Here is a 12,813-nt window from a genome sequence, read left to right as displayed (position 1 = left end):
GGGTGGGGGTTCCTGGCATCGGGGAGAGCGGGAGATGGGAGAGGCCTTCCGAAGACTCACGGTCGTCGCGCCCCCGGCCGACGATGGCGCCTCCGTCCGTGCTCCGCCGCCCGCCCGGCACCTGCCGCCCACCGGTTCGGTGGCGCTCGTCTTCACCGACATCCAGGGGTCCACGCGGCTGTGGGAGCGCTGTGGCCAGGCCATGCGCGACGCGCTGGAGTTGCATGACGGCGTGCTGCGCGCGCTGCTGCTGGGCACCGACGGCTACGAGGTGAAGTCGCAGGGCGATGCCTTCATGGTCGCGTTCGCGTCCCCGGTGGAGGCCGCGCACTGGTGCCTGCGCGCGCAGGAGGCGCTGCTGCACACGAGCTGGCCGGAGTCCCTGCTGGAAGAGCCGGACGCGGCGGAGGAGCACGCGCCGGAAGGGCTGAGCCACCGGGGCCTGCGCGTGCGCATGGGCGTGCACGTGGGCGAGCCCGACTGCCGCCTGGATCCGGCCACGCACCGGCTGGACTACCTGGGGCCTCCGGTGAACATCGCGGCGCGGGTCGCGGACGCGGGGCATGGCGGCCAGGTGCTGCTGAGCGGCGCGGCGTGGGCCCGCATCCAACCGGAGCTGGCGGCGCTGGGGATGCCCATCGCGCGCTCGCTGGGGTCCTTCCGCCTGCGCGGCGTGAGCGACAGCGTGGCGCTGGTGGAGCTTCTGCCCGCGTCCCTCGCGCACCGCCGCTTCGGGCCCCTGCGCGCCCCGCGCGAGCGGCCCGGTAACGTGCCCACGCTGCGGCAGGATCTGGTGGGGCGCGCGGAGGAGCTGGACACGCTCCGGCAGTGGGTGTCGGAGGGCGCGCGGCTGATCAGCATCCTGGGCCCGGGGGGCATGGGCAAGACACGGCTGGCCACGCACTTCGGCGCGCTGGAGTCGGACGCGGGCGCATGGGAGGGCGGCGTCTGGCGATGCGACCTGGAGGAGGCCCTGACGGAGAGCGACCTCTGTCACGCGGTGGGCCGGGCCCTGGGCGTGCCGCTCACCGCGGACGGAGACGGCAGCACGCCCGCGGAGCGGCTGGGGCGCGCGCTCGCGGGATGTGGCGACGTGCTGGTCATCCTGGACAACGTGGAGCAGGTGGTGCGGCACGTGCCCGCGACGCTGGGGCGCTGGTGGGTGCTGGCGCCGCGCGCCCGTTTCCTCGTCACGACACGAGAAGCCCTGCGGCTGCCAGGGGAGCGCGTGCTGGATCTGGCCCCGCTGGCCCTGCCGGATCCGTACGAGACGCGCTGGGACGTCATCCTGCGCTCGGACGCGGTGCGCCTGTTCGTGCAGCGGGCCCGGGAGACGCGCGGCGACTTCATCCTGACCGACGCGGACGCCCCGCGCGTCTCGGACATCGTGCGGCAGCTGGACGGCATCGCGCTGGCCATCGAGCTGGCCGCGGCGCGCGTGAGCGTGCTGGGCGTGGAGCAGTTGCGCGAGCGGCTGTCGAAGCGCTTCGACCTGCTGCGAGTGGGACGGCGGGACGCGCCCGCGCGACAGGCGACGCTGCGAGGTGCCATCGACTGGTCGTGGAACCTGCTGGAGCCGGCCGAGCGCGCCGCGCTGGCGCAGTGCTCGGTGTTCCGGGGCGGCTTCACGCTGGAGGCCGCCGAAACCGTGCTGGTGCTGCCAGAGGGCTCGCCGGACGTGCTGGAGGTGGTGCACTCGCTGCGCTCCCAATCACTCCTGTGCGCGCGCGAGGTGGGGGCTCCCGGCGGCTTCCTGCGCCTGGGGTTGTACGAGAGCATCCGCGAGTACGCGGCGCTGCGGCTGCACGAGATGGGCGACGAGACGGCGTGCGAGGCCCGGCACGCGGACACGTACCTCCAGGTCGCGGGGCGGCTGCGGGAGCGCGTGCAGAAGACGGGCGGCGCGACGGCGCTTCGGCGGCTGGCCCTGGAGCGCGAGAACCTGCTGGCCGCGTGCGCCAACGCGATGGCCGTCCGTCCCGCGACCGCGGAGTCCCTGGGCCGAGCGATGGAGACGCTGGTGGCGCTGGAGCCGGATGCGCGCACGCGTGGACCGGTGGGCCTGCTCGTGGAGCGGCTGGAGCGTGTGCTGGAGCCGTCGGCCCACGTCGCCGTGGCGCCGCTGAAGCGCGCGGAGGCGCTCGCGGTGCTGGGCCGCGCGTACATGGACGCGGGCCAGGCGGAGTACGCGCGCCAGGCCCTGGAAGAGGCGCGCGGCGTCTTCCACACGCTGGGCGAGACGGCGTCGGAGAAGCGCGTGCTCGTGGACCTGTCCATCGTCGCCCGTCACGCCGGAGACGGAGCCGCCGCGTGGACGCTGATGCGCGACGCGCAGGCGCTTCCCTCCGGAAACGACCGCTGGCTGGAGGCCTACGCGGTGGGCAACCTGGGCCTCGTCGAACAGGTGCGCCACGGGCCGGAGGCGGCCATCCCCCACCTGCGCGAGTCGCTGGCGCTGTTCCGCGAGGTGGGCGACGTCACGTTCGAGGTGGGCTTCCTCACCAACTGCGCGGTCGCCATCGGCGAGGCGGGCGACGCAGGTGAAGCCGTGATGCTCCTGGGTGAGGCGCTGGGCCGCGCGCTGAGCGTGGAGGACCGCGCGGGTCAGGCGCTCGCGAGCATCAACCTGGGCTGCTACCTGATGGACGCGGGCGGCATCGCGGAGGCCTGCGAACACCTGGAGTCCGCGGTGCGCCTGTCGCGGCTCCTGGGGCTGCGGCTGCTGGAAGGCACTGCGCTGGGCGAACTGGGCCGCGCCTCGCTGACCCGGGGGGACTGGACGCAGGCGCGCGCGGCGTTGACGGAGGCGGTCACCATCCTGGGCCGTGCGTCCCGCTGGCAGGCCCTGCGGTTCATCGCGCACCGGGCCGCGCTGGAGGCCGCGTGCGGAGAACTGCGCGCCGCGCGAGAGGGCTTCGCCGGACTGGAAGGAGCCCCCGAGCTGCGCGAGGACCCTGCCCTCTTCCAACTCGTGGATCTGCTCCGCGCGGCGCTCGACCTGGCCGAAGCCGACGCCGCGCCCGCACGAAGCCCCGAAGGCAACACTGCCAGGGCCGCCGCCCGACGTCGCATCGAAGCGGCCCGGAACGCCCCGCGTGAAACCGCGTCGTCCGACATCCGCTGCGCGCTCCGCTTCCTGGAGGCCCGCCCTGGCGTCACCGACACGCGCCTGGATGCGTGAAGGCGCTTGGGCTCACGGGGCCGGAGCCGCCTCCGGCGCCGGCTTCGCGAAGCGGCGGAAGAAGCTGTCGTCGTTCCAGTACGGCCGGCCGGGGGCATCCGCCACCGCGTTCGTCAGCGCGGTCAGGAAGGTGATGAAGCGCGCGGCGCCCTCGTGGTCCACGGGCTGCTGGGACAGGTCATCCGACGGCGCGTGGTAGCGCTCGGTCAGCCACTGCTTGAACACCTTCTGCTCCTCCGAATCCGGCGTGTAGCCGAACTTGAAGAACAGCGCGGGCACACCCTCGCGGATGAACGAGTACTGATCGCTGCGCACGAACAGGTTGCGGTCCGGCTCCGGATCCGCGAGCACCTGCACGTCCAGCTTCGCCGCCACCTCCGCCAGCGGCACCGCGAGCGAGGACTCGTCCTTGCCGTGCGCCACCACGGAGGTGAACGGCCAGTGGGGCATGAACATGTCCAGGTTGAAGTCCGCCACGATGGAGGTGATGGGCACCGGCGGCCGGGACGCGAAGTACTTCGACCCCAGCAGCCCCTTCTCCTCCCCCGTCACCAGCGCGAACACCACCGAGCGCTTCGGCTTCTCCTGCTGATCATGCAGCTGCCGCGCGACCTCCAGCACCGCCGCCACGCCGGACGCGTTGTCCATGGCGCCGTTGTAGATGCGGTCCCCCTTCACCGGCTCGCCGACGCCCACGTGGTCCAGGTGCGCACTGAGCACCACGTACTCCTTCGCGAGCACCGGATCCGTGCCCGGCATCACGCCCACCACGTTCATGGACTTGAGCGGCTTCACGTCGAAGGCCAGCTTCGCCTTCATGCGCAGGGGCAGGTCGAACTTCGGCAGCGGCTTGTCCGCGTTGGCCAGCGCCACCAGCTCCTCGTAGGTGTGCGGCGCTCCCTCCAGCCACTTCTGCGACTGCGTGACGTTCGCCACCACCGTGACCTTCAGCCCGCGCGAGTCATTGAGCGACGGATCCGCGAACACCACCGTGGGGTTCTTGTTGGAGCCCACGACGCGTTCCCACGGCAGCTCCAGCAGCTTCGGGTTCTGGAGGTACACGACCCCCACGACGCCCGCCGCCTTGAGCACCTTCAGCCGCTCCGCCCACGAGGAGAAGTGCGACTTCACCGGGCCCGGGATGTTCCCCGGCCCGCCCTGGAGCATCACCACCACCTTGCCCTTCAGGTCCAGGCCCGCGTAGTCGTCGTGGCCCAGCTCGGGGATGGACAGGCCGTAGCCCACGAACACCAGCGGCGCGTCCACCGTGCCGTTGTCTCCCTGCCGCGAGGACAGCACGACGTCCTCGCCCTGCACCAGCGGCAGCGTCTTGCCGTCCTTCACCAGCGCGACGCTGGACTTCGACTCGATGAGGCGGCGCGACTGCAGCGCCATGGGCTGCAGGAAGCCCGTCTTCAGCATCGGCTTCACGCCGAGCGAGGCCAGCTCCTTGGACACGTAGCCAGCGGCCGTCGCGTAGCCCTTGCTACCCGTGTCGCGCCCCTCCATCGCGTCACTGGCGAGCACCTCCACGTGCTTCCACCAGCGGTCCTCGGCCACCTGGGACTTGGATGCGGGAGCCTCCGCGGCGAAGACCCCGGAGGAGACGAACAGCGCGAGCGTGGCGGCGGACGAGACCCGTTTCATGCCCCGGAGCATCCAGGGCGAAGCGGGGTCATGCAACCAGGATCAGGCCTGCACGCCCAGCCGCCGGCCGCGCAGCTCCGACAGGGTGCGCGCGTCCAACAGCACCGCGGACTTCTCCTGCGGGGACAGGGGCTCCACCCCGCCCGCCAGCAGCTTGCGCCGGGCGGAGGCCAGCGCCACGGGGACGCTCGCCGTCGGGTGGGACTCCAGCAGCGCCAGGTGCAGCGCATGCGCGCGAGGGTCGGAGAGCACGTGATCCAACGCGTCGTCCACCGGCTCCATCCCCTCCTCCGCCAGCTCCTGCGCGCGCACCAGCACGGTGGGCGGCTCAGCCTCCTCCGGAATGAGGAACAGGCCCTTCCTCTGCGCCCACAGGCCCAGTGACGCGCGGGCGGTGAAGACTGAGATGGCCGGGGCGAGCCACAACCCGACGATGACTGGCGACAGCCACGCCAGCATCCCTGGCGCTACCGCGATTGTCAGCGCCGCGAGCACGACGCCAATCGCCATGTGCCCCTTGTGACGGCGCAGCGCCTCCGACCACGGCAGGTCCGTGTCCTCGCGCTGCTGGCTGGACCAGTTCACCTTGTAGCCAAGCAGCGTCCCGAACACGAAGTGCGACTGGAAGATCATCATCACCGGCGCCATCAGCGTGGACACCACACCCTCCAGCATCACGCTCAGCACCAGCTTGAACCGGCCGCCCATCCGCGCGGCCTCTTCGCGGTTCGCGAGCAGCAGGCCCAGGCCCATCAGCCGGGGGATCCACAGGAGCGCCAGCGACAGCGCCATCAGCCGCAGCGCGCCCACCGTGTCGAACGCGTCTCCGCCCGGCAACGTGGACTGGAACTCCAACAGCGTCGCTGGCGCGAAGAACCACTCGTGCAGCGCGGCGAACAGGCCCGCCACCAGGAAGATGAGCCACAGGGGCGACGCGACGTAGGACATCACGCCCATGAGGAAGTGCATCCGGCTCATCGGGTGCAGGCCGCCCGCCATCACCAGCCCCAGGTGCTGGAGGTTGCCCTGGCACCAGCGGCGGTCGCGCTGCGCGTACGCGAGCAGGTCCGGCGGCGGCTGCTCGTAGCTGCCACCCAGCTCCGGCACCAGCCACACCGTGTAACCGGCGCGGCGCATCAGCGCGGCCTCCACGAAGTCGTGGCTGAGGATGTGGCCGCCGAACGGCTGCTGGCCCGGCAGCACCGGCAGGCCGCAGTGCTCGATGAAGGGCGCCATGCGCAGGATGGCGTTGTGGCCCCAGTAGTTGGAGTCCCCCATCTGCCACGCCGCCGCGCCCGCGGCCACGATGGGGCCATACACGCGCCCGGCGAACTGCTGAAGCCGCGCGAACAGCGTGGAGCGCCCCACGTTCTGCGGCGGCACCTGGAGGATGCCCGCGCCCGGGTTCAGCTCCATCAGCCGGGCCATCCGCACCACGCTGTCGCCCGCCATCAGGCTGTCGGCGTCCAGCACCAGCAGGAAGTCGTAACGGCGGCCCCAGCGCTCGCAGAACTCCGCCAGGTTGCCCGCCTTCTTGGCCGTGTTGTCGGAGCGGCGGCGGTAGAAGATGCGCCCCTGCCCGCCCACCCGGCGGCACAACTCCGACCACGCCAGCTCCTCCGCCACCCATGACTCCGCCCGCGTGGAGTCGCTCAGCACGTAGAAGTCGAACGCGTCCAGCTGCCCCGTCGCGGCGATGGACTCATACGTGGCCTGCACGTGCGCGAACACGGCGGACGGGTCCTCGTTGTAGACGGGCATCACCACCGCGGTGCGGCGCGTGAGTGGACCGGCCGCCTCCTCCTCGGTGGGCCAGCGCAGCCCCGGCACCCGCTGGTTCGCCACCAGCTGGATGAAGCCGGCGACGCCGCTCCAGAACGACAGGGCGATCCAAGCGAAGCACACCGCGAACAGCCCCAACACGAACAGCTCTGGCACCGTGGTGCCGTGGGCCGCGAGCAGCCGGTGCATCTCCACGGAGGCGAACCCTGTGGACAGGGCCGCGAGTCCCAGCACCATCACGCGGCGCGGGCGCGCAAGGGCCGGAGTGTAGGGTTGGGCGTTCATGCGGACTCCGGGCTCCCGTGCGGCTTCGCTGTGGGTGAGGTGCGCGCCTAGCGCGACGGCGACACGCCCGCCTGGCCGGCGGCGGGACGCAGCCAGCGGCGCAGCATGTCCATGAAGGGATTGAGCACGAGCACCTGCTCGCGCATCTGGCAGGGCACCTCCGCCGGAGCGGACATGGGCACTGCTTCACACACCGCGCGGCGCCAGGCCTCCGGCAGCGAGGACGGAGCGCGCATCAGCACGTCCGCGCCCCAGCGCGCGCCGCCCACCAGCACGAACGCGGCCCGGCCCCGCACCATCAGCGACGGCCCCACGTGCGATGGCCCCAGCACCTCCGCCAGCCAGCCCTCCACGCGCCACCGCGCGAGCGCCAGCGCGGCCTCCGGCGACAGGGACAGCTCACGCGTGCCCAGGACCCAGCCCGCCAGCTTCTCCAGGTCGTTGCGGCCGGTGAAGCCGAAGTCCTGGAAGAAGCTCACCAGCGCCGCGTGGGTGTCCGCGCGGGCCTCCTGGGGCATCACGGGCGCGAAGGTGATGAACGGGTGCGTGGTCACGGAATCCACAGGTAGCTCCAGGTCTCGGTGAGGGTCTCGGAACCGCGTTTCAGGAAGCAGCGCAGCTCGACGGGGCCTTCTCCGTCGGGCATGAGCTCGAAGGCCGCGCGGAAGCCACCCGTGACGGCGTGGACCTCCGCGCGCGGGTGCAGCACCTGGCCGCGGGAAGCGGTGACGACCGCCTCCACGGGACCCGTGCCCTCCACGCTGGCCTTCGTGAAATCGAGGACGAAGCGACGCGCCCCCGGCTTGCTGCCCGCCGCGACACGCGTCGCCGCGACGGTGGAACCTCCGGCCTTCGAGCCCTCGGGGGAAAAGCCCCAGGACAGCCGGTAGGAGAAGCGAAGGTGTGCACCCGCCTGCACCGGTGCATCCGGCACCCAGAAGGCCACGATGTTGTCGTGGATCTCCTCGCGGGTGGGCAGCTCCACGAGCCGCACGGAGCCCGCGCCCCAGTCACCCACCGGCTCCACCCAGGCGCCCGGACGACGCTCGGAGTGCGCCTCCAGGTCCTCATAGCTGGTGAACGCCTGGTCGCGCTGCAACAGGCCGAAGCCCGACAGCCCGTCCGTGTGGAAGCTGCTCGTCTGGATCTGCTTCGGGTTCTTCAGGGGGCGCCACAGCTTCTCGCCGTTCTTCGTCCACACGGAGATGCCGTCGGAGTCGTGCACCTCCGGGCGGAAGTCGTCGAAGTCGCCCCGGTCGTTCTCTCCAAAGAGGAACATGCTGGTGAGCGGCGCCACGCCCAGCTGGCGCACCGCCTTGCGCGCGAACACCGTGGAGTCCACGTCCATCACGGTCCGCTCACCGGGGCGGATGGCGAAGCGATACGCGCCCGTGACGCTGGGGCTGTCCATCAGCGCGTGCACCACGACGGTGTCGGAGCCCTTCGCCGGCGTCTCCAGCCAGAACTCGCGGAACGTGGGGAACTCCTCGCCCCCCGGCTGCGCCGTGTCGATGGCGAGCCCGCGCGCGGACAGGCCGTACACGTTGCCCTTGCCCAGCGCGCGGAAGTAGCTGGCGCCCAGGAAGACCACCAGCTCGTCGTAGTAGTCCTTGGTGTTGAGCGGCGCGTTGAGGCGGAAGCCCGCGAAGCCGTTCACCTTGCCCTTGGGCGGCGTGCCCACCAGGGGGCCGTAGGTGAACTGCTCCGTGGAGAACGGGACCGGGCGCGCCTTGCCGCCCTCCACCACGTTCACGCCCACAGGACGGGTGTAATAAAAACCGGGGTGGAAGAACTGCGCCCTGAAAGGAAGCGCCTCTTCACGCCATAGCGACGCGGAGTCGCGGAAGCGGATGTCCCGGTATTGATCGTAGGTGAGCTTCTCGAAGGACGGGGGCACGCCGACAGGCGGCTCCTGGTACGGCTTCGCGGCCAGCGCGCGGGCCTTCTCCTCCACCGTCTGGGCGGAGAATCCGGAGGCCTTCGCCGTCCCCGCCTTCGGCTGCTGGGCGCACGCCAGCGCCGCCACGCACAGCCCCATCCCCCAGGCCATCCCCACCGTCTGTCGCTGCCACCGCTTCAAATCCCGCTCCTCACCAGGGTCCACCGCCCGCACCAGTACGGCGCGACGCGGCAAAGGCTAGCAACGGGCATGCCAGTCGGCAGGGGCTGGGGAATTTCCCAATCATTCCAAGGACCTGCCCAAAACGGGCCTCTGTCACTTCCTTGCAACACCAATGATTTCGGCGGCTTGAGAGGGCGCTGAGAGAGGGGGCTGGCGGCGCCTGGAATGGAGGGTTGTGGACGATGGGGGCAGGCGGCCAACAGCCCTGTCCGAAATCTCCACAGCGGTCGGGGGCAGGCGGGCGGGGAGGATTTCCCGGGACATTGCCTCCCGTTGCAGGCAGTGTGGCCGGGCCCTGGGCGGCACCGGGAATCGTTCCGGAGGCTCAGGGGTTCCAAGTCGTTCGCAGGTGCCTCGGGCCGCTGATTGGCCTGACCGCGTACCGCCAGGCGCCCCCGCAATACCGCGAGAGGGCGCGCTGCGCGGTCGGTCCCCCGCCTGAGGGGGAGTGCGCCGACCCTACTCATGCGGGATTTCATGACTTTTGACGAACTGCAGTTGACCGATTCGCTCCTCAAGGCCGTCAAGGCGGAGGGCTACACCACGCCGACGCCCATCCAGGCGAAGGCGATTCCCCATGCCCTGGCGGGCAAGGACGTGTTGGGCGTGGCCCAGACGGGCACGGGCAAGACGGCGGCGTTCGCGCTGCCCATCCTCCAGCGTCTGTCGGCGAAGGCGCCCGCGGGCGGCGCGCGTCCGGTGCGTTGCCTGGTGCTGACGCCCACGCGCGAACTGGCCAGCCAGGTGAGCGACAGCTTCGTCACCTACGGCAAGAACCTGCCCCTGCGCCACGCGGTGGTGTTCGGCGGCGTGGGCCAGAATCCGCAGGTCCAGGCGCTGCGCCAGGGCGTGGACATCCTGGTGGCGACGCCGGGGCGCCTGTTGGATCTCATCGACCAGGGGTTCGTGACCCTGCGCGCGCTGGAAGTGTTCGTGCTGGATGAGGCGGACCGCATGCTGGACATGGGGTTCATCCACGACGTGCGGCGGGTCATCAAGGTGCTGCCGCAGGTGCGCCAGACGCTGTTCTTCAGCGCGACGCTGCCGCCGGACATCATGGACCTGGCGCGCAACATCCTGAAGGAGCCGGTGCGCGTGGAGGTGTCCCCCGCGTCCAGCACCGCGGAAACGGTGAGCCAGCAGGTGTACTTCGTGGAGCGCGAGGAGAAGCGCGCGCTGCTCACGCACCTGCTCCAGGACGCGAAGGCGATTCCGCGCGCGCTGGTGTTCACGCGCACGAAGCACGGCGCCAACCGCGTGGCCAAGCAGCTGACGGCGGCGGGCGTGCGCGCGGATGCCATCCACGGCAACAAGAGCCAGAACGCCCGCGAGCGCGCGCTGGACGAGTTCCGCGCCGGCACCCTGCGCGTGCTGGTGGCCACGGACATCGCGGCGCGCGGCATCGACATCGACGGGCTGTCGCACGTGTTCAACTACGACCTGCCCAACGTGCCGGAGCAGTACGTGCACCGCATCGGCCGCACGGGCCGCGCGGGCGCCAGCGGCCAGGCCGTGTCCTTCTGCGACTCCGAGGAGCGCGCGTACCTGCGCGACATCGAGCGCACCATCCGCCGCAGCGTGCCGGTGGTGGCGGACGCCGCGTTCCGCTCGCACCTGCCCCCTCCCCTGCCCGGTGACGTGGAGGAGAGCCGTCCTCCGATGAACCGCGGTGGCCGGGGCCAGTCGCGCGGCGGTGGCGGTGGTGGTGGCGGCGGGGGTCAGCGTCGGAGTGGCGGGCAGCAGCGCCGCGGTGGTGCCGGCGGTGGTCAGGGCCGTCCGAGCGGTGGCCAGTCGCGTCAGGCCAGCGGTGGTGGGAACGCCCAGGCGCCGCGCGGTGGTGGCCAGGGCCGTCCGCAGCAGGCCCGTCCGGCGGTGGCTTCGCCTGCCGCGGGGCCGAGTTCGCCTCCGCCTCGCCGCACGATGTCCAAGTGGGGCTGAGTCCTCTTCCCAGGTAGGGCGCGGCCTTGAAGGGGCGCGCCTTTTCCTGTGTGTGGGGGTTGGACTTGAGTTCATGACGCCCGGCTCCTCTCACGAGGGTCCGGGCGTTCGACTGTCCGGGGATGGCGGCGGAGGGTTGGGCTCGTCCCCTGGCGGATGGGGCGTGGTAGCGTGGCGCCGTGTTTCACGGCGGTGCATCGCACCCCTTTTGTCATCAGGACACGCCCTCTTCATGACGCGCTCGGCTGACGGTGAGCTGCACATCGATTCGGTCCTCCGGAACACCTACAAAGTCGTCTCCGTGTTGGGGCGGGGCGGCATGGGTTCGGTGTTCCTGGCCCAGCACCTGCGGCTTCCGGGCAAGCAGGTCGCGGTGAAGGTGCTGCGGGTAGGTGAGCACGTGGGGCCGGACCTCCACGTGCGCTTCCGGCGCGAGGCGGAGATCGCCTCCCGGCTGGGGCACCCGAACATCGTGGAGGTGCTGGACTTCGACACGCTGGAGGACGGCAGTCCGTTCCTGGTGCTGGAGTACCTGCGCGGCGAGAGCCTCGCGGACCGGCTGCGTCGCGGGCGGCTGACGTTGGAGGAGGTGTTCTCCTTCACACGGCAGATGGGGTCCGCGTTGCAGACGGCGCACCGCGCGGGCGTCGTGCACCGCGACCTGAAGCCCGCGAACATCTTCCTGGTGCCCACGGACTCCGGCGGCGTGGTGGGCGAGCGGGTGAAGCTGCTCGACTTCGGCATCTCCAAGGTCATGTCGTCGGAGACGCTGCAGACGCAGGAGGCGGTGCTCATCGGCACGCCGCAGTACATGTCGCCGGAGCAGGCGCAGGGGCAGAACAGCCGCATCGACGCGCGGACGGACCTGTTCGCGCTGGGCGGCATCGTGTTCGAGATGATCTCCGGGATGACGCCCTTCGGTGGCGGGTCGCTCGTGCAGATCATCTACCGCGTGGTGCACGAACCGCCGGTGTCGCTGGCCAATCTGATGCCGGACCTGCCGCCGAACGTCGCGCGGGCGGTGGCGCGGGCGCTGGAGAAGAACCCGGATCACCGCTATCAGGACGTCGCGTCGTTCATCGCGGAGCTCACGGGCACGCAGCTCCAGTCGCTGCCGGAGACCGAGGAGCAGATCGCGGCCCGCACCTTCGGGCGCACGAAGCGTCCCTCCGGTGTCGCCCTCCCCTCCATGGCGCCGAGCGACGACGACGCGATGGGGGCCACGATGGCTCCGTCGAACAAGGGGCCTGGGACGGGCCGCTTTGGCGCGGATGCGTTGGCGGCGTCGGATGACATCGGCTTCGACGCGACGATGGCGCCGCGAGCCGGCGGCACGGTCCCGTTCGGACAACAGCCGCAGGTGGCTGGCGGCACGATGGGCTTCGGCGCCACGCAGATGCCTGGGAGCGGCATGGGGAGCTCGGGCGTGGCCCTGCCAGTGCCCGGTGTCCCCGCGCGGTCACCAGCCAGCTACAGCGGACAGCAGGCCGCCCAGGGCTACGGCACGGGCCAGCACGTCGCGCCGGGCAGCATGGGCGGACAGCAGGCCGTGCCGGGAAGCTACGGCGGGCAGCAGGCGGTACCGGGCAGTCTCGCAGGGGCTGTCGGCCCCCAGGGGCAGCCACTCGCCCCGGTGAGCATGTCGGGCCAACCGGGAATGCCGGGGCCGCTGACGATGCCCGCCGCGGTCCCGCCCAGGTCGCGCGTGCTTCCCATCGCGGGCGCCGCCGCGCTGATTCTCGGCGCCGTGGGACTCGGCTGGTGGCTGCGCCCCGGACCGCCCATGGATCCGCCGCCCGTCATGCACGCGGGCCAGGATCACGTTCCCCCGCCACGCGCGGGTCCGCCCCCCGAAGGC

At 71.5% G+C, this 12,813-nt stretch carries 7 protein-coding genes; 3 read left to right on the top strand and 4 right to left on the bottom strand.

Annotated features, from left to right (window positions below; all coding sequences use genetic code 11):
• Nucleotides 1-34 precede the first annotated feature (34 nt).
• Entirely contained in the window at nucleotides 35-3,181 is a 3,147-nt protein-coding gene (locus tag D7V77_RS34640; protein WP_120580543.1) for an adenylate/guanylate cyclase domain-containing protein, read from the top strand.
• Between the two features lie 12 nt (nucleotides 3,182-3,193).
• Here D7V77_RS34640 and D7V77_RS34635 read toward each other — a convergent pair whose 3' ends face one another.
• The 4 genes from D7V77_RS34635 to D7V77_RS34620 are packed head-to-tail and all read right to left on the bottom strand — an operon-like array spanning nucleotide 3,194 to nucleotide 8,945.
• Nucleotides 3,194-4,828 (bottom strand): M28 family metallopeptidase, encoded by a 1,635-nt coding sequence (locus tag D7V77_RS34635; protein WP_120580542.1) that lies wholly within the window; start codon nucleotides 4,826-4,828, stop codon nucleotides 3,194-3,196.
• A 42-nt stretch (nucleotides 4,829-4,870) separates the two neighbouring features.
• Complete coding sequence (mdoH, locus tag D7V77_RS34630; protein ID WP_120580541.1) at nucleotides 4,871-6,895, bottom strand: glucans biosynthesis glucosyltransferase MdoH; 2,025 nt, start codon at nucleotides 6,893-6,895, stop codon at nucleotides 4,871-4,873.
• Between the two features lie 47 nt (nucleotides 6,896-6,942).
• Nucleotides 6,943-7,458 (bottom strand): hypothetical protein, encoded by a 516-nt coding sequence (locus tag D7V77_RS34625; RefSeq protein ID WP_120580540.1) that lies wholly within the window; start codon nucleotides 7,456-7,458, stop codon nucleotides 6,943-6,945.
• Entirely contained in the window at nucleotides 7,446-8,945 is a 1,500-nt protein-coding gene (locus tag D7V77_RS34620; RefSeq protein WP_233597413.1) for a glucan biosynthesis protein, read from the bottom strand. The genes D7V77_RS34625 and D7V77_RS34620 overlap by 13 nt, the downstream gene beginning before the upstream one ends.
• A gap of 549 nt (nucleotides 8,946-9,494) precedes the next feature.
• On the opposite strand from D7V77_RS34620, the gene D7V77_RS34615 reads away from it, so the two are divergent.
• Nucleotides 9,495-10,955: a DEAD/DEAH box helicase gene (locus tag D7V77_RS34615; protein ID WP_120580544.1), complete on the top strand. Its 1,461-nt coding sequence runs from the start codon at nucleotides 9,495-9,497 to the stop codon at nucleotides 10,953-10,955.
• Between the two features lie 232 nt (nucleotides 10,956-11,187).
• Nucleotides 11,188-12,813 (top strand): serine/threonine-protein kinase (locus D7V77_RS34610; protein WP_147452253.1); only part of this gene is annotated, 1,626 nt, incomplete at its 3' end.

Source organism: Corallococcus sp. CA041A (assembly GCF_003612075.1).
Lineage (GTDB): Bacteria > Myxococcota > Myxococcia > Myxococcales > Myxococcaceae > Corallococcus > Corallococcus exiguus.
Note: the sequence above shows the minus strand (reverse complement) of the source record. Positions and strands in the feature narration are given on the sequence as shown.